The sequence below is a fragment of the Marinifilum sp. N1E240 genome (assembly GCF_009295825.1).
GTDB lineage: Bacteria > Bacteroidota > Bacteroidia > Bacteroidales > Marinifilaceae > Marinifilum_A > Marinifilum_A sediminis.
On the sequence record NZ_WHKF01000001.1, the window covers coordinates 379831 to 399608 of the forward strand.

Genomic DNA, 19778 nt, shown 5'->3' on the forward strand with positions numbered 1-19778 from the left:
GAGTTTACAATTGATCTTTTTTCTTTTTTAATCTGTCTGTTACTTCGTATACCGCAGGGCAGTAATGTATGTTCTTTTGTGTAAGATTTAAAATCTGATAAAAACGCTTACGGTCGGTGTGTGGATATTCACGACAAGCACGAGGGCGACTTTCGTACACCATACAGTAATTATCTGGCATTAAGAATGGGCAAGGCGCTTCACGAAAAACGTAATCGTTCTCGTTATCCATTTCCAAATACTGATCGATTACATCTTTTGGCTTCATTCGAAGATGTTTTGCCAAGCGATCGATATCTTTATCTATAATAATAGGGCTGATGCTTTTGCAGCAATTGGCACATTCCAAACAATCCAATTCAGCAAAAACTTCATCGTGAAGAGCGTGAACAATAGTATCCAATTGCTTTGGCTTCCTCTTTTTTAGTTTAGCAAAAAATTCCTTGGTATCTGCCTCAGTATTTTTAGCCTTCACCTTCAACAGCTCTAAATCAATCTTAATTTTGCTCATTTTTTAACACCTATTTTAAACATCTTTAATTTGGCTTGAGATAAAAACAAACCTGAAATCACAATTGAAATGCCTACCATTTTTTGAAAGCTAAGCGTTTCGTTTAACACAAAGTATGCAAAAATAGCAGTAAAAACGGGAATGGCATTAATGAAGATGTTGGATTTGTTTATCCCTAAATATTTTAAAGCATAAGTGAAACACATAAATGCCAAAGATGATGCGAATATTGCAAGCTCTATTATGGCAATCCAAACTTCTGTTGTTGGTTCTGCATTTATAAAATGATTCCAATCGAACACAAAAAAAAGAGGCATGAAAAATGCAATTCCAATTAAGTTTTGATAGGTTATTAAGGTAAGAGGATTGTATTTTGATGCCAGATTCTTCAGAACAATTGAATAACCAACAGCCGCCCCAACGGCCACAAACATAAGAGCAATACCAACAGGAGAGGCAATTAAATTGAACTCTTTGTTGAAGATGATTACACCAACACCAATTATCGATATTAAAATTCCCAGTATTATTTTGGCGCTAATTTTTTCTTTGTGGAAAAAGTAAGCTGCAATGGGAGCGAAGAGTGGTATGGTGGATATGATTACCGCTCCAAGTGTTGAGGAAACCAATTTTAAGCCAAAACTTTCACCCATGAAATAAAGGAAAGGTTCGAAAAAAGCCAGTAAAACCAAGTGCATTCTATCTTTTTTGCTGATAGGTTGGATTCGCCCAATAATTTTTCCGATAAGGAAAAGTAATGCCGATGAAATAATCAATCGTACAAATACAGTTGTTATGGGATTGTATACCAGATAAACAATTTTAACCCACACAAAGGAAAAGCTCCAGAATAACATTGCCAATATAATACTGGCATACACTAAAATAGTTTGTTTGTTCATAGCCGAATAGCTTCAAAAATTCGTGGCGAAATTAAGGATAATATTTGAGTGTTGAACTCCAAGGACAAATAGATTGTTAATAACCTATTTCTTATCTTTTCCGAACCATTTTTTTGTGTAGGGAACAGTGTCATCTAGAATGAGTGCTTCCTGAATGATATCAACAATATTATTGTTGATATCGCATGGCTTGGAAAGAGAAACACTCGCTACCATTTTTCGATCTTTAAAGTCTAATATTTTGAAATCATCTGCTAGCTCTCTAGCTCTTGTAAAGGATAACTCAACAGTTCCATTTTTATTTGCAAGTAAATAACAAACCCAGGATTTGCGGTAATAAAATGGAACTTTGTATTTGAACTTGGCTACTACATGAGGGAAAGATAAAAGCAAATTGTGAAGCTGTAACAAAATTTCTTGTTGTTCACCTTCACAATTGTATATGTATTCTTCAACTTTATCCATATTTAATGACAGCAAGAAGGTTTTTGCTCTTCATCAGCTTGTTCAACTGGTATGGTCATTGCTTTTTCCGGAGGACTTAGGTAAGGAATACCAAGACTTAACCCTCGCAGTATAAAGAGTACACCAATAAACACAATTGCATAAGGAATTAATTTGGTGATTTTTTTACGAAGTTCAAGTGTAATCATGTTTCCAATTAAGGAAATGGCAAGCAACATTGGAAGTGTTCCCAAACCAAAAATAAACATGAACAAACTACCACTAGCTGATGAACCTGTTGCGATAGCACCGGCAATTGCAAAATAAACCAATCCACATGGAAGTAATCCGTTAAGCAGACCAATCATTAATAAAGCTCCATAGCTTCTTTTGGCGAATAACTTTCCGAGCGACATTTTTACCTTTCCAACAAAAGAGAAAACCCCTTTATCGGCATTGAATCTGTTTTTATAGATAGAGGGAGTGATTACCGAAAGAATCATGATCGCTCCCATAATTACGGAAATCCATTGCTGAAAGCCACTCATCACCAATCCACGACCCAATAATCCGAAAACGGCACCCATTACAGCATAGGTAATGGCTCTGCCTAAATTGTACAAAACGCCTCCAAAAATTCTTGCTAACCACGAATCTGTTTTCAATGGAATAGCCAAGGCGATAGGACCACACATTCCTACGCAGTGAAAACTACCTAATAGTCCTAATGTTAATGCTGATATATAAACCATGTTTATTTCAATGTTTAACCACAAAGTGCACTAAGTTATTTCACAAAGAACACAAAGTATTATAATATTACTCTTTTGATACCATATTTAAGAGATTTAACGTTGAAGTTTACCAATAAGCCAAGCTTACATTTAGAGAGTTTCATGTATGTTAATATTTGAGCTAAATGAGTCTCTTTTAATGTTTCAATTGCTTTAATTTCTACAATAACAGAATCTTCTACTAATAGATCAAGTCTGTAACCGGTTTCTAATCGAACCTCCTTATATATGAGAGGAAGGGCTTTTTGTTTCTCCACCTTTAAACCTTCCTGACATAATTCATAGCATAGACATTCTTCGTATGCACTTTCTAACAAACCAGGACCTAAAGCTGTATGCACCCTAAAAGCACAATCTAAAACCTTTTTGTAAGTAGTTTCAATTCTACTCATTTTCTTGGTGATACTTTGTTCCATACTTCGTGTTCTTTGTGGTTAGACTACTTACTTAAATAAATCGCCTCTTCCTTATAATATGCTACACCTTTATGCTTCCAATCGATTTGTACAGTATATCTTCCTTTTAGAAGCTCATTTGTGCTTAAAGTATGAACACCACTATTGTTTAATGCAATTTGATATTTCATATCCGATTCGTAGTCTGCCGGACGATATAAAATGATATCTCCTTTAACTCCGGTAAGCATTTCAGTAGGAAATTTTACCTCGATATTATTTCCCACTTGTTCTATTTGAATAGCAATTGGCATTTCCTGAGCATTCTTGATTTTATTAATCTGCTCCTGATATTTTACTTCTTTTGGATAGTAATCTTTCGATACCAAATTGATTTTTTGTGTGGTGCTAAATCCAACAAATATCAATACGCCGATAACATATATCGATGCTCCAATTCCTAGTTTTGTCCCCCAACTCAACTTTTTCATATGCTTATTTCTTAATTTGGACCTACAAAGGTAAGTTCCACTTCTTCAATTAAATTCTTATCAGCAAACACACCAATAGTTATTGGAATATTATCACTAGTAATTTCTTTTTGTGGTAAAATTGCAAAAAACACTCCTTCTTTTATAGAACTTGCTTCCGCTTTAAACTCTTCACCAATCACCTTAATTTCTCCATCATGATTCATGATTTTAAAATAGATTGGTGTGTCGAAGTTGGTTTTATTTACAATTTTAAAGCTATACATATTACTAATACCATTCTCTTGTTGCTGATACATTAAACCAGGAGTTCTTAATATGATAGCTTCTAAGTCGGTTCTTAAAGTAAATAATGTTGCTACAACTCCTAATAAAACACATAGAACAGCGGTATATGCAATTTTTCGAGCAGGCCATTTTTGCTTTCTGCCTTCGGCAATGTTTTTTTCAGAATCGAATCGAATTAAACCCTTTGGTTTTCCTATCCAATCCATTACCGAGTTACACTCGTCAATACAGGCAGTGCAGTTGATACATTCCAATTGAGTACCATCACGAACATCAATTCCTGTCGGACAAACATCAACACATTGATAGCAATCAATACAATCTCCTTTGCCATCTTCTTCTCTATCTTCACCAGCTTCAAGTGGAGCTCTTTCTTCTCCACGTTTGTAGTCGTAAGCTACAACAATGGAATTGGAATCCAGAAGAACACCTTGCAATCTACCATAAGGACAAATCATGGTACAAACTTGTTCTCGTAGTTTCGTAAAAACAAAGAACATTACTCCTGAAAATAATACAGCCATAGTAAAACCAACTCTATGATCGGAGATAGGAGCTTTTATTATTTCAATTAACTGATCAACACCTATAATGTAGGAGAGAAAAGCATTTGTAATGGAAAAGCAAATGGCGTAAAAAAGTCCAAGCTTCAATGTCTTTTTCCAGAACTTACTGAAATTCATCGACTGGGCATCCAATTTCCTTTGTTGACTAGGATTTCCTTCAATTAGGTATTCGATTTTTCGAAATATAAATTCCAGAAAAACAGTTTGTGGACAAGTCCATCCACACCAAATACGTCCATAACTTACAGTAAAAAGTACCACGAACACAAAAAGAGTAATCATGGAATAGAGAAAGAGATGAAAATCTTGTGGCCAGAATTGAACGCCAAATAGAATGAATTTTCTCTCTAAAATATTAAATAACAAAAAGGGCTCTCCATTCAACTTTACAAATGGAATGGTAAAAAGTAAAAACAACAAGGTATAACTTACTATATTTCGGTAGTTATATAGTTTTCCTTTGGGTTTTTGAGCGTATACCCAATTTCTTTTTCCACTTTCATTTAGTGTTGCTAGTTGATCGCGATATCCAGTATATGGATTTTTAGGAGCCATTGTTTGTTTTGTCTTTGTTTGTGCAAATAAAAAAGAGTCACACAGAATTTTGTCTGATGACTCTCTAAAAATATTATTCTTCTAATTCTCCTTGAGCTTCTCTTGCATTAGGAGGGTTAGTCCCTACAAGACTCATAGTGTAACTAGAAACTTGTAACATCTGTTCAGGTGACAATTGATTTTGCCATGCCAACATGCCTTTTAAAGGTTTACCTACTTTTATAATTTGGTAAACATCTTCAAGACTACCACCGTTTAGCCAATATTTATCTGTTAGGTTTGGTCCAATTGCATTTCCTTCTCCTAATGCTCCATGGCAAGCAATACAGTTTTTATCGTAAATGGTTTTCCCTTTTTCCAGATTGTCGGCATCAGTCATTAAAACCAAAGCATTTTCATCAAATTTAGGTTTTGGTTTATTTGCTTCAGCTAATGCCATTTCTTTGTTGTATTCATCGATTTGAAGATCATCGCCAAAAACATGGTAGCGAAACATGTATACAGCAGAGAATACTATAGTAGCATAAAAAAGGTAACGCCACCAGGTTGGCATTGGATTATTTAATTCTTTGATGCCATCATAATCATGGTCGCTGATTAGGTGTTCGTGTTCTTCAAGGAATTTATCTTTTTTCTCCATTTTATCGTGATTTAGGGCATTTTTATTCTATTGCTTCCGAAGATGAATTTGTTCCATCATCGTCAAGAGCATAACTTTCCATTTCAGTAAAGAATGTTTTGTTGCTTTTTTTGAAAACCCACCATAACATTCCGGCAAAAAATAAAAAGAAGATGAGCAAAGAGATGCTTGGAAAAAATCCAACATCTGATATGCTTTGTAAATAATGACTAACTAATTTCATATTTTCTAGATTTTAGATAAGATATGAGAATTGAAATAAGCTTTTGAATCAATTCTCACATCTACTATCATGTCTATTCTTGTACTGAAATGTCTCTACCTAAACGTTGTAAGTAGGCAATCAGAGCTAAAATTTCTTTATCGCTTGCTACCTCAACACCCGATTTTTTCAAATCAGCAGCAATTTCTTCTGCTTGTTTCTTCAAGTCATCGTTAGCAATTTGATCGTATCCTTCCGGATATGGAACTCCTAAGGTCATCATTGCTCTTATTTTAGCTGCAGTTTCAGATGTGTCCAATTCATCTTTTATAAGCCATGGATAAGCTGGCATAATAGATTGAGCATTCATTTTTTGTGGATCGAGCATATGGTTAAAATGCCAAACATTTGTTTTGTACATTTTACCTCCAGGAACACCCGATCGAGCCAAATCTGGTCCGGTACGTTTCGATCCCCATAAGTGTGGATGATTGTAAACCGACTCACCAGCTTTTGAATACTCTCCATATCGTTCAGTTTCAGAACGGAAAGGACGAACCATTTGTGAGTGACAAGTATTACAACCTTCACGGATGTAAATATCTCTACCTTGCAATTCAAGTGGAGTATATGGTTTCACGCTTTCGATTGTAGGAATATTTGATTTAATCAGATAAGTAGGAACAATTTCGAATGCACCACCAATTAAGATTGCTACAGTAGCTAAAATCATAAACTGAATTGGTTTTCTTTCTAACCAACGGTGTAAACCTTCGCTCTTGCTACGTTTTGTATCGGTAACAATTGCAGGAGCCGAAGCTTCTTCGTTATCCACGCATTTCCCCGATGAAGCTGTTTTCAACAGGTTATAAACCATTAAGAATAATCCAGAGAAATAAAGAAGTCCACCAAATACTCTAGCATGATACATTGGTAAAATCTGAGTAATTGTCTCTAAGAAGTTAGGATAAGCTAATAATCCGTCAGGAGTAAATTCTTTCCACATTAAAGTTTGAACTACTGCTCCCCAGTACAAAGGAAGAGCATAGAAAATCATACCTAAGGTTCCAATCCAGAAGTGAGCATTGGCTAATTTTTCTGAGTACAATTTTGTATTCCACATTTTTGGGAATAGATAGTAAAGCATACCAAAAGTTAGGAATCCATTCCATCCCATTGCACCAATGTGTACGTGAGCAATTGTCCAGTCGGTATAGTGAGTTAAAGAGTTTACCCATTTAAGCGACATCATTGGTCCCTCGAATGTTGACATACCATAGCAGGTTACTGCAACAACCATAAATTTTAAGGTTGCACTGTCACGCACTTTATCCCAGGCTCCACGAAGTGTTAATAATCCGTTGAACATTCCTCCCCATGATGGAGCAAGTAGCATAATCGAGAATACAACACCTAATGATTGAGCCCAATCAGGTAAAGAAGTATAAAGTAAGTGATGAGGACCAGCCCAAATATATAGGAATACTAGTGCCCAAAAGTGTATGATTGATAATCGGTAAGAATATACCGGACGATTAGCGGCTTTTGGTAAAAAGTAATACATCAATCCTAAATAAGGAGTGGTCAAGAAAAACGCTACCGCATTGTGTCCGTACCACCATTGTACCAAGGCATCCTGAACACCTGCGTACACAGGATAAGACTGAATCCAGCTGTATGGTAATGCAATAGAGTTACCGATATGAAGAACAGCAACTGTTACAAAGGTTGCAATATAGAACCAAATGGCAACATACAAATGATCAGCTCTTCGCTTAAGAATAGTACCGAACATGTTCCAACCAAAAACAACCCAAATTATTGTTATGGCTATGTCAATTGGCCATTCTAATTCAGCGTATTCTTTACTGGTTGTGATACCTAAAACAAAGGTTACTGCAGCAGAAACAATAATTGCTTGCCAACCCCAGAAATGGATCCAGCTTAATTTGTCGCTAAACATCCTGGCTTTAAGCAAACGCTGAAGCGAATAGTAAACAGCTGTGAATATTCCATTTCCTACAAATGCAAAAATTACTGCATTGGTATGAATTGGGCGAATTCTACCAAATGAGGTATAAGCCAAATTGAAATTAAAAATCGGGAATGCCAATTGCAGAGCAGCTAAAAGCCCTACCAACATTCCAACTACACCCCAAATTATGGTTGCGTAGGCGAAAAACTTCACGATTTTGTTGTCGTACGAAAAGTGTTGTGTTTCCATTAAATTAAGATTTATGGTTCTTCTTAGTTGTTTTTTCTTTTTCAGATTGTTCCTTTTCTGCCTTTTGTGATTCTTTTTCCTGGTCATCAAATAAAATTCGGACTGAAGGAGAATAGGAATCATCATATTGTCCTTTCTTCACCGCCCAAAGGAATCCAACAAGGAAACCTCCTGCAACAAGCATGCTTACACCGATTAAAACGAACAATACACTCATTATTTATAGTTTTGAGCTATTAGCTTTTGGCAGATAGCTGTATTTAGTTTAATTGAACTGATTTGGCTGAAGCCAATGTATTCAGTTCGGTATTTTTGTTTCTATTGTTTTTTATTTTTGACTCATTGCTTTTTGCAATCATGTTAGTCGTCACGGTTGTAAATGCTACAATCGAGACCGAACTAATTGGCATTAATATAGCTGCAACGATTGGAGATAAAACCCCTTGTACAGCGAAATACAAGCCAACAAAATTATACAAAAAGGAGAGTGCGAAACTCATTTTTACAATCCAAATGCTCTTTTTTGAGATGGATAAAAACCTTGCCAATTGCGTAAATTTAGATGATTCTAAAATTGCATCGCAAGCAGGCGAAAAGTGATAAACATCATCAGCAATTGAGATTCCAACATTACTCGATTTTAATGCACCAGCGTCGTTCAATCCATCACCAATCATCAATACTTTTTTATTTTCCTGTTTCAGTTGGTTAATGTAATTCAACTTGTCGTTAGGAGATTGATCGAAACGGATGTTGCTAGCATCGGGGAACAATTTTAAAAGATTCTCTTTTTCAGAGTCATTGTCACCTGATATTACATGCAGATCATATTTTAAGGCTAAGCTATCAATTAGCTCAGGCAATCCACTTCGGTACTGATTGCTCAATGTGAAATGTCCTTTAATATTTCCATCAATCGATAAGTATACTTCTGTTGTTAATGATTTGTTTTCAGCTATACCTTCAGAAATAAATTTGGATGATCCCAACTTGATATTACGATTATTCACCTTACCTGAAATTCCCATAGAAGGCAACTCCTGGTAATTTTCTACTGTTTCAGGAGTAATATCCTTAAAGTGTTCGTATAAGGAAGAACTTAAAATATGAGTAGAATGTCTGGTTAATGATTTAACCGCAACAATATCTTCATCAGTTAACTGAGAACCATTAAATGAAATTTTCATTTCATCAGCTTGGGTAATCGTACCTGTTTTATCAAAAACGATAGTAGTAATGGAATTCAGCTTTTCAGCAATATCTGAACTTTTCAGGTAGATGCCTAGGCGTCCCATTAATCGCATGGTGTTACCCAAAGCAAAGGGTGCGGATAATGCCAAAGCACATGGACAAGCTACAATTAATACAGACGTGAATGCAAAAACAGCTTTACTTACATCGTTTAACATCCAGTAAATTCCGGCAAAAGCTCCAATTGCAATGATTATCGCAGTAAAATATTTACTGATTCTATCGATCATTGAATGCAAACGAGAAGCTTCTTTGTTTTCATCTTCAAACTGATTCCAGAGCTGAGTCAAACGACTTTGAACCACATCTTTTTCTATGGTTAATTCAATGGAACTTCCCATTTGTTTTCCACCAGCAAAAATCTGATCACCCGCTTCCTTAAATACAGGATTCGATTCTCCGGTTACAAAACTGTAATCTATTTGAGCATCTCCTTTGGTCAGAATACTATCTGCAGGAATCAATTCCTGGTTTCTAATTAGAATGACATCTCCCTTTTTCAGCTTTTCGATTGGAATACTTACCTCTTCACCTGCTTCCATTTTGCTGACAGCAACAGGAAAATAGGAACGGTAATCTCTTTCAAAAGACAAAGCCTGATAAGTTCTGTTTTGATACCATTTTCCAATCAATAAGAAAAAGATCAAACCTGTAAGAGAATCCATATAACCTGATCCTGTTCCTGTGAAAATTTCAAATGAACTTTGAAAGAACAAGGTTAATATCCCTAAAGTGATTGGTACATCAATATTAATGAATCGATGCTTTACCGCTTTGAATGCTGATTTTAAGTAATCACTTCCACTATACAAGAAAACCGGCAGTACCAAGAAGAAATTCATCATGCCAAAGAAATCTTTGAAATGAGATTCCAGATATTCACTTCCGGGTACATATTCAGGCAAGCTTAGTAGCATGATATTACCAAAACAAAAGCCTGCAATCCCTATTTTATAAAGGATTTTCTTATTGACATCTTTGTTCTGTTTTTCCTGCAGTTTATCCAAAGTAATCTCCGGAATGTAATGAATCGAGGAAAGCAGTTCAGCTAATTCCCGAATACTAATTTGATCAGAATTAAAGGTAATGCTCACTTCTTTTTTCACGAAGTTGACCATTGAATTAAGAACTCCTTTGTTAAGGATACTTAAATTCTCTAGCAACCAAATACAGGAACTACAATGAATAGCCGGAATGTATAGTGAGATTTTTCGAATATTTCCTTCCGAGAAATCATACAGCTGATCTGCAATTTCAGATTCATCTAAAAAGGCAAATTTCTCCTTGTATTTAGCACTTTCAACTTTAATTCCCGGATTGGATTCAAAATCGTAATAAGTACACAATTCATTTTCGTGCAGCAATTGATAAACTGTAGAACAACCATTGCAACAAAATGCTTTGCCATCCCACATTACAGGATGCTTGCCACAGTTGTCGCCACAGTGAACACAGATTTCGTTTTTTGTATCTTGCTGCATTTTTGCCATCTTGCAGAGCGTGTAATTTAATTTCTAATTATGAGAACAGATTCTAATTTAATCTATGTCCTTGTCGGCATAGTAGCTTTTCATTTTCTTATAGGTATTGGTTATCTTCTTTACAAATTGGGAAGACCGTCAAAATCTAAAAAGAAAGAAAATGAAGAATCTGATTAGTCTTTTTTAGTTGCCAATTTTGGAAGTTTTATCATTTGGAACAATACCAAAAAGATGATACTCCAAATTGAAACAACACCACCAACAAAAGTCATAATAATCCAGATAGGGGCATTTGCTCTTGTTCCCCACATTGCTCTTTCGTCCAATGGGTTTTTAGGATCGGTTGGAACACCCAAAGTAACCACTCTGGCTTCTTCCATTTTGCCATAAAAAGCATCATCAGTAACTTTCACAAGTAAATTCACCTGACCTTCACGATCTCCTGGTAAATCATTAGGGAAAAGAACCTCAACTTCACCTTTTTCATTGGTATAAGGATCCTCTCCTGATACATCAAGGTAACCAAAGCTTCTTTTTACGAGAAAGCTCATTTCGATACCTTGAAGACCTACTCGTTTTCCTTTTTTAGTCAGACCAGTCAGTAGTGCCATCATCTTTTTGTCAGCATCTTGAACCTTAAGTTCTAACTTAACTTCAGTAACCTCAGGGTTATTAACTTCTACAGTTTTTTGAGCAACCTTCTTGTTCTTATCAAATGAACGTAAGTATGATAATACCATCCACTTGTCTTCGTCGCTTAAGGTTTTTTCGAAGGTAGGCATTGCACCTTTTCCTTTATTTACCTTATAGTAAATTTCTCCATCCGATTGAACAAGGAAATTTTGTGCACCTAAGTCTGTAGGAGCTACTGGAGCCAAAGGAAGCATATTCGCCATTGTTGGATCACCATGACAAGACTTACAATGTATGTTGTATATTTTCTTACCTGAACTTACATTTTTAGAAGTTGCTTCGTAAGGATTTTGTTTCTTCTTAGCTGAGTTTGGAATCGTCCAATCCTGAGCGTTAACTACTGAACCTGAGAAAAGAAAAATCAGGAATAAAGCAGCTAGTGATTTTATTGTATTCTTCATCTTTCTTTTAGTTTAAGCATCAATTTTTACTTCGATTCCTTTACTTTCTGCAGTTTCAACAATAGGAACTACCGGGAATATTTTAGATAATACTGTAATGATTAGAAGTACTAAAGCAAAACTCAATACTGTTACTGATATCTCTATTGCACTAGGGTAGTAGTGAACAAAGTTTTCAGGAACATTCTGTATTGGTAAATGAGGATGCAATAAAGTAGGAATTACAATAACGTAACGCTTAAACCAAGCACCAGCCAATATGAAAAGAGAAATAATCATTATTGGTAATGGCTTACGGAATTTTTTACCTACTAATAAGATAATTGGAATAATGTTCCCAAGTAATTGCGATGCCCAAAACATGATTGCCCAGTTACCATAGAATAACTCCTTTAGGTGAACATCATCACCAGTTTTCATTTTATATCCTGGAACCAAGAATTCGTTAAGGTTAAAGTACAGATATACCAAACAAACAGCTACCAAAAGTTTTCCCATTTTATCGAACTGCAGATCTGTGATGTAATCCTGAAGTTTATAATTGACTCTAAAGAAATACATGGCAATGATTAAAGCAGCTGTACCTGCAACGAATGCTCCGGCAACGAAATAAGGACCAAAAATAGTTGTATCCCATCCATTACGTAAGGTTGCTGCAAACAACCATGAGGTTACCGTGTGAATTGCCAAACCAATTGGAACAATTAGTACCATTAAGGTTCTAATCATTTTATGCAGATGTTTGTGCTGTTCTGGAGTATTGATGTATCCAAACGACAGGATATTATACAATTTCTTCATAATCGGAGATGCCTTTTTTAACTCATTCTTGCAGATAGCCAAATCTGGAATCATTGGAAGAATCAATAAAAGAGCACTAACGGTCAAGTAAGTTGTGATTACGGTTACATCCCAAAGAATTGGAGATTGAAAGCGACCGTGAATCATCACGTTTAAAACTCTGTCAGGGCGACCCATATCAAGTACAATTACTAAACCGGCAACAGCAACAAATGCCACTGCTATAATTTCGGCTATTCTCGAGATAGGAGTGATCCAATCAATTCGAAGCAATCCAAGAATGGAGGAAATCAACATTCCTACCAAACTGACGGCAACAAAAAATACAAAGTTGGCGATATACAATCCCCAGGAAACGTAATCGCGCATGCCTGTAACTCCTAGACCATCGCGCAATTGCACATAGTAGGCCCAGCCACAAACACTAATTACTGTTATTAGAAATACAAGCCAAAGTTCAAGACCCTTATGGTTTTGCATTGGATGTAGAATGTCTTTTTTTATCTTTTCAAACGAAAGAGTGTTTTCTTTCTGTTTTGGTAAGTCATTCATAAGATTTAGTTATTTAGGGCAAATAATTATCTGTTGTTTTATTGATTTTTTAGTGAAGATTTTCTTCGTTTAACAAATCGCCGTTAAACTCGAATGCTCTGTTTTTAGGAGGTAAGTAGTAAACACGAGGTTTGGTTCCTAATTCTTCCATCAAAGTGTAACCTGCGTTTTCTTCAATCAGATTTGAGAATCGAACTGTCTCACCAGTTGTACCGTTTGTAACTGCATCTTCGTTTCTATCACCAAAATAATAAACCCCATTAGGACAAGCAGAAACACAAGAAGGAAGCTTATCTTCACGAAGTCGATCTGCACTAAATAAACATTTACTAACTGTACCTTTCTTCTGAGGAACGTTGGCTTCAATATTATAAGTTAGGTCTTTGTATTTCTCAGCATCCTTTGGTTCGGTCCATTGGAAAATACGTGCTGAATATGGGCAGGCTGCAATACAGAACCTACAACCAATACATCTTTCATTATCAATTAAAACAATACCATCCTGTCGTTTAAAGGTTGCGTCTACTGGGCAAACTTTCGTACATGGAGGATTATCACAATGCTGACATGGTTTAGGCATAAAATAAGGAGCTGTGTGTTCAGCATCCTGCATTTGAAGAACATTAATGTGGTGTTGGTCTGCTCTTAATTGGTGGTGATTCTGACAAGCCGACATACATTTTCTTGCATTTCGACATTTGCTTAAATCAATAACCATAACGAAGGATTTTCCAGGAATACCTTCTCGACCTCTTTCTTGAAGTTCATTAAGAGGTTCGGTAACAGTAGGTCTTAATTGGTTTTTATCAACTTGAACCAACTGTCCGTCTTGAGTAAGCAAATTAACCATTTCTCCAGGTTGTTTTGCTGCAGCTTTGGCAGCTCCCAAAAGAGAAAAGCTACTTACCACACCGGCTGCACCAACCGAAATACCAAAACTTTTCAGGAATTTTCGTCTACTGTGGTTTGATGTTTCTTCTTTCATTATGCTATAAGGTTAGTTTTCAAATTAACTCTTATTTTATCAGTTAAGACCCACTAAAAATAAAAGTAAATGCAGTTCCTTAAAACGATTCTAAATAAGAAGGGGCTTTCTTTGTTTTTAGGGCTTTAAGGTGCCACTTGTTTAAAATTTTTATGTTTCACCAACGTTTGCGTGGTAATTCAAATATAAAGAAATATATCGAATTGAAATAGGTGATAATTAAGCTGTACTAAGGAACTGATTTTGTATGATTTTACTAAGATGTAGATGTGGGGTGTATTAAGATGTTGAAAATGCGACAATTAGAAGCTATTTTGTAAGGTGCTTGAAAAATGTAAACATTTTATGTAATAGATGTTGATATTACTTATGAACTTGATTTGAATTATCTAAAAGCCTTTTAAATCAAGGTGTTTTTGGTAATTGTGTGGTATTTTACAGCAGAGACAAGCTGCTGTTAATTAAATGTTTATTGATTTTTTAAATGCCATCATAAAAAGTTTCTATATGCAAATGGGTTTACTTTAAATATTAACCTTAAAAAAAAGGATTTTCACAGTTCAGTTTTGAGCTAATTATGGATTATAATTACCTATTTATTCTTTTTATAGGATTTTACAGTCTCGTTTAAAAGTGTAATTTTGTGCTGCCTAAATTTTAAAATATGAGCGATTTGGATAATATTAAGCCAATACACAATTGGTTTAAGAAGTTGGATACTCACCCTATTGTGATTAGTGGACCTTGCAGTGCGGAGTCGGAAGAGCAATTGTTGGCAACAGCTAACGAGTTGAAGAAAGTGGAGCAAGTGAAGATATTTAGAGCAGGAGTGTGGAAACCTCGTACTCGTCCTAATTCGTTCGAAGGAAGAGGGGTTGATGCTCTTCAGTGGTTGAATAGAGTAAAGCTTGAAACAGGGCTTTTAACTACCGTAGAGGTGGCTTCGCCAAAGCATGTGGAAATGTGTTTGCGCCATAATGTTGATATTTTATGGGTAGGAGCCAGAACCACATCCAATCCTTTTTCGGTTCAGGAATTGGCAAGTGCATTGCAAGGAATGAATGTACCTGTGATGGTAAAAAATCCTATCAATCCAGATATAAACTTATGGATTGGAGCATTGGAAAGAATTCACAAGGCAGGTATTTCTAAATTAGCTGCAATTCATCGTGGATTTTACCCATTCGAAAAAACCTTATTACGAAACATTCCCAAATGGGAAATTCCAATAGAGCTAAAGTCTCGATTTCATAATCTGCCCATTATTTGTGATCCATCACATATAGCAGGGAGTCGTAAATACATTCATGAAATGGCTCAAAAAGCTATGGATTTAAATATGGATGGTTTAATGATTGAAAGTCATTTTAATCCTGATGAAGCTCTAAGTGATTCTGAACAGCAATTAACACCTAAAGATTTGGATAAGTTGCTTCGTAGTTTAGTGTGTCGTTTGCATGATGTAGATGGTCAGGAAATTGATCAGTTGGACAAGTATCGTGATCAAATTGATTCGGTAGACGCTCAATTGATTGAGTTGTTGGCTCAACGAATGAATATTGTTGAAGAAATCGGGGAATACAAGCATGAAAAAAACATGACAATTCTTCAATTGCAGCGATGGGAAAAAGTAAGAGAAAGAGGAATTGATTTGGCGAAAAGTCTTGGTTTATCAGAAAAATTTACCACTCAGTTACTTCGAATGATTCATAAGGAAGCCATTTTAAAGCAAAATGAAGTGATGAATCGGAAATAATATGCGATCTGTGTGAAGCTTTTGTTGTTGAGTTGATTATATGATTCTGTTTTCTCGATATTATATCCGTGATGTTAAATGATAATAGGTGTAAAAAAGCATATATCATTACTACATAAAATCAATCTATATTAAGTAGTAAACGTCTTAATAGAATAAATATTCACCTTATTTTGTTTAATTTGATGTGCTCTAAACCACATCTTATGAAAACAATTTATAATGTTTGTTTTATTGTATTGTTTGTAAATTTTTGCACGGTATCATCTAAGGCAAAAGGAATTAAGTACGGCAAATACAGTAAAGAAGAAATTGAACTTACCGAATGTTCCTATGAAAAGGGGGCTGTAGCTGTTATTTTAAGTAGAACATGTAATGTGGATGTTAATTATTCTATGATCCGTTATTTCTATCATGTTCGAATAAAAATATTAAAAGAAGAAGGCTTAAAATATGCCGATATCGAATTGCCTTTTTATCGTAAAGATGGAATCGAAAATATTTCCAATGTAAAAGGTCAGACCATTAATTTTGATGCAGATGGTAAAAAAATGGTTTCCGATCTTTCAGGGAAATCAGTTTTCACTGTAGATGTAAACGAGAACTATGGTGAAACTCGCTTTGGTATGCCATCGGTAAAAGTAGGTTCAATTATCGAGTATAAATATACCCTGAACTCTAAGTTTTACTCCTATTTGGATACATGGTATTTTCAATCCGATATTCCTACAAATTACAGTTCCATTAAAGTAAATATACCCGAATCGTTTCGATACAATATGGTAATGTTTGGGGATAGAGTTAGCTTAAAGTATGGAAATGAAAATGCAAATGAATGGATTCTCACTTATCTTACATCAATAAAAAAGGAAGCATATGTGAATAATTATCTTGATTTTGTGGAGCAGTTAAGATTTCAGTTGGCTGGATACTATAAAAGAGATGAAATGAATCAGCTGGAATTTGTTACGGCTCTTTCTAGTTGGGAAAAATTATCTAGGGATTATCTTTCGAAAATTGATTTACTTGGGCGAAAAGGATTTGCTAAAAAGAAATTGGAGCAAATTTTGGATGGCAGTGAAAACAATTGGGAAAAAATAGAAAAAGTATATGATTTTGTAAGGACAAGTTTGAAATGGAATAAAAAATATAGAATTTATCCACGACAATCACCAAATGTAATTTTAGAAGAAAAAGTAGCCAGCAATTCGGAAATTAACTTTTTGTTGGTGTTGCTGCTTAGAGAGGCTGGTATAGATTGTGATCCGGCTCTTTCGCGAACTAATAATTTAGGCTTGTTGCAGAAGGAATATCCGTTAATGAGTCAGTTTAATCAAGTTTTGGCTTGTGTTAAGATTTATAATAAGGTTTTGTTCTTAGATGCAACTTCTCCTTACAGACCATACCAACTTTTAAGTGAAAGAGATTTAAATTATTATGCTTTTGTATTAAATAAGAAGAATCCTAGGTGGGAAAAAATAGTTCCTTTTTCAAAGTCACGTCAACTGGTTACACTTTCATATAATTTAAAAGATTTAGATTCTCCATCCTGTAAACTTCAGGTTCAGGAATTAGGATATTATGCCGCAAATACCAGACGCGAAATGACCGAGAACAGTATAGAAGATCGATTAAGACAAGTTGTCGATCCTTCGATATTTGAATTGGTAGAAGATTCGGTAGAGGTGAAAAATGGTGTAGAGCTTAGTAAGCCAATAATTATATCTGCAAATATGCCCCTAGATTACGAGTGGGATAAGAGTTCGGATGTAATATATTTTAATGCATTTCCCGAACTATCAAAAAAGAATCCATTTTTGGAAGAAACAAGACAATATCGTATCGATTTTAATTATCTGCGTTATAAATCAGTAGTGATAAGTGTTAAGATTCCTGATGGGTATTATTTTGAAGAGTTTCCGGGATCAAAAACCATTAAACTTCCTGGAGATACAGGTAAATTCACTTTTGTTAGTCAGAAATCGAATAATGAATTAAAATTCAGAACGATATTTGAAATAAAAAATGCTTCGTTTACCAAAAAGTTTTATTCAAATTTTAGAGAGCTGTATGGTCAAATGTCTAAAATTCTAAATTCACAAATTGTAATAAAAAAGGATAAAAATATTTCAGAAAAATGATTGAAAAGGAAGAATATACTATTGAGGCTGAGAGATCAGCTTATCCAACTGTAAAACAAGGATGGGGAATAATTGGGATATTGCTAATAATTGTAATTGGGTATAGTCTACCAGTGGGGCTTATTCAGTTGGCACTAGGTGATACTTTAAAAGGACCCATGAGCTTTATTAATTATGCAGTGCCATTCATTATCTTGATTTTTGTTACCAGAATATGGTGGAAGAAAAACCCCAAAAATGAGAATACTTTATTATTCAAATCTTTCCCTTTGGCAATTTTACCTGCTGTTGTGATTATTACATTGGCTATGTTGATTGTAAATGTAGAAATTACAAGTTGGGTTCCAGCCCCTGAGTGGTTAATGGAACTTTTTAAAGATATGGCTCAGGATAATTTGTGGGGACTTATAACCATAGCTGTTGCAGCGCCAATTCTGGAAGAAATTTTGATGAGAGGTATTGTATTGGACGGAATGCTAAAAAATTACAATCCCTGGAAGGCAATTATTTGGTCGGCGGTACTTTTTGGTATTATGCATTTTAATCCATGGCAATTTGTGTCGGCATTTTTTATCGGTATTGTAATGGGCTATTTGTATTGGAAAACCAAATCGTTGGCTCTTACTATTTTTATTCATGCTTTGAATAATGGAACGGCATTTTATTTGATGAAAATGAATCCGGAAGCAGTTACCTGGACAGAAATGTTTGGATTAAGTGGTACGGATAGGGTTATAGTATTTACTGGTGCAATTTTTATTATATTTTTTGCCTACAAATATTTTGAAAGGTTTTTCAAGTCGAGGGAAATTTTGGTATGAAAAAAAAGCCTAAAGGATATTATCCTTTAGGCTTTTTTTTTAAAGTAGTGAATTTATTTTTTAATCAACCAATTGTTTATTAGGGAAAATAAAAGGTAAACAACTAATATCATTGGAACGACAAGCCAATGGAAAAGAATGGCAAGAATCAAAAGAGTAATTAGGAATAGATACCTAAGCTGATTATCTCTCCATTTTAAATTTTTCACCTTAAGAGCGAACATTGGAATTTCGGATACCAAAAGAAGAGAAGTGAATACAATTGCAATAATAATAACGATTGGATTACTTAACCAGCTTTCAATTATTGGATAGTTACCAAAATAGAAAATTATTGGGAAAGATGCCCAAAACATTGCATTGGCGGGTGTTGGAACACCAATAAAAGATGAAGTCTGACGTGTATCGATATTAAACTTTGCTAGTCGGAGAGCTGAAAAAATGGGAATAATAAAAGCCGATAGTAGCAATGCTATTTGGGAATTGCTTAATTCAGAAGGGTTGAAATCGGCATGCACATCGCCTAGAATGGCAATTTTTAAATATCCAAAAGCGATAACTCCGGGAGCAAATCCAAAACTAACCATATCGGCAATCGAATCCAATTCTTTTCCCATAGGAGAGTAGGCTTTTAGTACTCGAGCTGCCAGCCCGTCAAAAAAATCGAAAACAGCGGCTATAATGATTAAGACAGCAGCACTAAGTAAATGACCTTCTATTGCCATTAAACTCGCTGTACAACCCGAAAAAAGGTTCATACAGGTGATTGTGTTCGGGATATGTTTGACTATTCCTTTTGCTTCGGACATGAATCTAAGTTTTGTTAAGTAATGCACAAAAATAATTGAATTTTCCGAAACTGCTTATTTATCTTCTCTGTATGT

Annotated in this window: 19 protein-coding genes; 3 read left to right on the top strand and 16 right to left on the bottom strand. The window is 35.0% G+C overall.

Annotation, left to right across the window (positions count from 1 at the left end; translation table 11 throughout):
* Nucleotides 1-4: 4 nt before the first annotated feature.
* From GCQ56_RS01575 to GCQ56_RS01645, 15 genes are all read right to left on the bottom strand, one after another.
* On the bottom strand, nt 5-511 hold the full coding sequence (locus GCQ56_RS01575; RefSeq protein WP_152732639.1) for a YkgJ family cysteine cluster protein: 507 nt from the start codon (nt 509-511) through the stop codon (nt 5-7).
* Nucleotides 508-1413 carry a DMT family transporter gene (locus tag GCQ56_RS01580; RefSeq protein ID WP_152732640.1) on the bottom strand — a complete coding sequence of 302 codons (906 nt, stop codon included), beginning with the start codon at nt 1411-1413 and terminating at the stop codon, nt 508-510. Before GCQ56_RS01580 ends, GCQ56_RS01575 begins: the two co-directional genes overlap by 4 nt.
* A gap of 84 nt (nt 1414-1497) precedes the next feature.
* Nucleotides 1498-1878 (bottom strand): DUF1801 domain-containing protein, encoded by a 381-nt coding sequence (locus GCQ56_RS01585; RefSeq protein ID WP_152732641.1) that lies wholly within the window; start codon nt 1876-1878, stop codon nt 1498-1500.
* Nucleotides 1879-1880: 2 nt separating this feature from the next.
* Entirely contained in the window at nt 1881-2609 is a 729-nt protein-coding gene (locus tag GCQ56_RS01590) for a sulfite exporter TauE/SafE family protein (protein ID WP_152732642.1), read from the bottom strand.
* Nucleotides 2610-2668: 59 nt separating this feature from the next.
* Nucleotides 2669-3067 (bottom strand): GxxExxY protein, encoded by a 399-nt coding sequence (locus tag GCQ56_RS01595; RefSeq protein ID WP_227005964.1) that lies wholly within the window; start codon nt 3065-3067, stop codon nt 2669-2671.
* A 23-nt stretch (nt 3068-3090) separates the two neighbouring features.
* Entirely contained in the window at nt 3091-3537 is a 447-nt protein-coding gene (locus GCQ56_RS01600; RefSeq protein ID WP_152732643.1) for a FixH family protein, read from the bottom strand.
* An 11-nt stretch (nt 3538-3548) separates the two neighbouring features.
* Nucleotides 3549-4946, bottom strand: coding sequence for a cytochrome c oxidase accessory protein CcoG (gene ccoG, locus GCQ56_RS01605; protein ID WP_152732644.1), 1398 nt, complete (start codon nt 4944-4946; stop codon nt 3549-3551).
* A gap of 73 nt (nt 4947-5019) precedes the next feature.
* Nucleotides 5020-5586, bottom strand: a complete 567-nt coding sequence (locus GCQ56_RS01610) for a cbb3-type cytochrome c oxidase N-terminal domain-containing protein (RefSeq protein ID WP_152732645.1) — start codon at nt 5584-5586, stop codon at nt 5020-5022.
* 22 nt (nt 5587-5608) lie between these two features.
* Nucleotides 5609-5809 carry a CcoQ/FixQ family Cbb3-type cytochrome c oxidase assembly chaperone gene (locus GCQ56_RS01615; RefSeq protein WP_152732646.1) on the bottom strand — a complete coding sequence of 67 codons (201 nt, stop codon included), beginning with the start codon at nt 5807-5809 and terminating at the stop codon, nt 5609-5611.
* A gap of 73 nt (nt 5810-5882) precedes the next feature.
* Nucleotides 5883-8012, bottom strand: coding sequence for a cytochrome-c oxidase, cbb3-type subunit I (gene ccoN / locus GCQ56_RS01620; protein WP_152732647.1), 2130 nt, complete (start codon nt 8010-8012; stop codon nt 5883-5885).
* Nucleotides 8013-8016: 4 nt separating this feature from the next.
* Complete coding sequence (ccoS, locus tag GCQ56_RS01625) at nt 8017-8229, bottom strand: cbb3-type cytochrome oxidase assembly protein CcoS (RefSeq protein ID WP_152732648.1); 213 nt, start codon at nt 8227-8229, stop codon at nt 8017-8019.
* A gap of 43 nt (nt 8230-8272) precedes the next feature.
* Nucleotides 8273-10753, bottom strand: a complete 2481-nt coding sequence (locus GCQ56_RS01630) for a heavy metal translocating P-type ATPase metal-binding domain-containing protein (protein WP_227005965.1) — start codon at nt 10751-10753, stop codon at nt 8273-8275.
* Between the two features lie 164 nt (nt 10754-10917).
* Complete coding sequence (locus GCQ56_RS01635; RefSeq protein ID WP_152732650.1) at nt 10918-11838, bottom strand: cytochrome c; 921 nt, start codon at nt 11836-11838, stop codon at nt 10918-10920.
* Between the two features lie 12 nt (nt 11839-11850).
* Nucleotides 11851-13191, bottom strand: a complete 1341-nt coding sequence (gene nrfD / locus GCQ56_RS01640; protein WP_152732651.1) for an NrfD/PsrC family molybdoenzyme membrane anchor subunit — start codon at nt 13189-13191, stop codon at nt 11851-11853.
* Nucleotides 13192-13240: 49 nt separating this feature from the next.
* Nucleotides 13241-14176, bottom strand: coding sequence for a 4Fe-4S dicluster domain-containing protein (locus tag GCQ56_RS01645; protein WP_152732652.1), 936 nt, complete (start codon nt 14174-14176; stop codon nt 13241-13243).
* A gap of 664 nt (nt 14177-14840) precedes the next feature.
* On the opposite strand from GCQ56_RS01645, the gene GCQ56_RS01650 reads away from it, so the two are divergent.
* From GCQ56_RS01650 to GCQ56_RS01660, 3 genes are all read left to right on the top strand, one after another.
* Nucleotides 14841-15932, top strand: a complete 1092-nt coding sequence (locus tag GCQ56_RS01650; protein WP_152732653.1) for a chorismate mutase — start codon at nt 14841-14843, stop codon at nt 15930-15932.
* A gap of 206 nt (nt 15933-16138) precedes the next feature.
* A complete protein-coding gene (locus tag GCQ56_RS01655; protein ID WP_193323689.1) occupies nt 16139-18073 on the top strand; it encodes a DUF3857 and transglutaminase domain-containing protein in 1935 nt (644 codons plus the stop codon).
* On the top strand, nt 18070-18894 hold the full coding sequence (locus GCQ56_RS01660) for a CPBP family intramembrane glutamic endopeptidase (RefSeq protein ID WP_152732655.1): 825 nt from the start codon (nt 18070-18072) through the stop codon (nt 18892-18894). The genes GCQ56_RS01655 and GCQ56_RS01660 overlap by 4 nt, the downstream gene beginning before the upstream one ends.
* A gap of 53 nt (nt 18895-18947) precedes the next feature.
* Here GCQ56_RS01660 and GCQ56_RS01665 read toward each other — a convergent pair whose 3' ends face one another.
* A complete protein-coding gene (locus GCQ56_RS01665) occupies nt 18948-19703 on the bottom strand; it encodes a phosphatidylcholine/phosphatidylserine synthase (protein WP_152732656.1) in 756 nt (251 codons plus the stop codon).
* Nucleotides 19704-19778 lie beyond the last annotated feature (75 nt).

Excerpts from the sequence above, each read along its gene's own strand:
- GCQ56_RS01595 (WP_227005964.1), bottom strand. The coding sequence starts at position 3,067 with ATGGAACAAAGTATCACCAAGAAAATGAGTAGAATTGAAACTACTTAC.
- GCQ56_RS01630 (WP_227005965.1), bottom strand. The coding sequence starts at position 10,753 with ATGGCAAAAATGCAGCAAGATACAAAAAACGAAATCTGTGTTCACTGT.
- GCQ56_RS01585 (WP_152732641.1), bottom strand. The coding sequence starts at position 1,878 with ATGGATAAAGTTGAAGAATACATATACAATTGTGAAGGTGAACAACAA.
- GCQ56_RS01660 (WP_152732655.1), top strand. The coding sequence starts at position 18,070 with ATGATTGAAAAGGAAGAATATACTATTGAGGCTGAGAGATCAGCTTAT.
- GCQ56_RS01655 (WP_193323689.1), top strand. The coding sequence starts at position 16,139 with ATGAAAACAATTTATAATGTTTGTTTTATTGTATTGTTTGTAAATTTT.
- ccoS (WP_152732648.1), bottom strand. The coding sequence starts at position 8,229 with ATGAGTGTATTGTTCGTTTTAATCGGTGTAAGCATGCTTGTTGCAGGA.
- ccoG (WP_152732644.1), bottom strand. The coding sequence starts at position 4,946 with ATGGCTCCTAAAAATCCATATACTGGATATCGCGATCAACTAGCAACA.
- GCQ56_RS01575 (WP_152732639.1), bottom strand. The coding sequence starts at position 511 with ATGAGCAAAATTAAGATTGATTTAGAGCTGTTGAAGGTGAAGGCTAAA.
- GCQ56_RS01590 (WP_152732642.1), bottom strand. The coding sequence starts at position 2,609 with ATGGTTTATATATCAGCATTAACATTAGGACTATTAGGTAGTTTTCAC.
- GCQ56_RS01600 (WP_152732643.1), bottom strand. The coding sequence starts at position 3,537 with ATGAAAAAGTTGAGTTGGGGGACAAAACTAGGAATTGGAGCATCGATA.
- GCQ56_RS01610 (WP_152732645.1), bottom strand. The coding sequence starts at position 5,586 with ATGGAGAAAAAAGATAAATTCCTTGAAGAACACGAACACCTAATCAGC.
- nrfD (WP_152732651.1), bottom strand. The coding sequence starts at position 13,191 with ATGAATGACTTACCAAAACAGAAAGAAAACACTCTTTCGTTTGAAAAG.
- ccoN (WP_152732647.1), bottom strand. The coding sequence starts at position 8,012 with ATGGAAACACAACACTTTTCGTACGACAACAAAATCGTGAAGTTTTTC.
- GCQ56_RS01665 (WP_152732656.1), bottom strand. The coding sequence starts at position 19,703 with ATGTCCGAAGCAAAAGGAATAGTCAAACATATCCCGAACACAATCACC.
- GCQ56_RS01635 (WP_152732650.1), bottom strand. The coding sequence starts at position 11,838 with ATGAAGAATACAATAAAATCACTAGCTGCTTTATTCCTGATTTTTCTT.
- GCQ56_RS01580 (WP_152732640.1), bottom strand. The coding sequence starts at position 1,413 with ATGAACAAACAAACTATTTTAGTGTATGCCAGTATTATATTGGCAATG.
- GCQ56_RS01650 (WP_152732653.1), top strand. The coding sequence starts at position 14,841 with ATGAGCGATTTGGATAATATTAAGCCAATACACAATTGGTTTAAGAAG.
- GCQ56_RS01645 (WP_152732652.1), bottom strand. The coding sequence starts at position 14,176 with ATGAAAGAAGAAACATCAAACCACAGTAGACGAAAATTCCTGAAAAGT.
- GCQ56_RS01615 (WP_152732646.1), bottom strand. The coding sequence starts at position 5,809 with ATGAAATTAGTTAGTCATTATTTACAAAGCATATCAGATGTTGGATTT.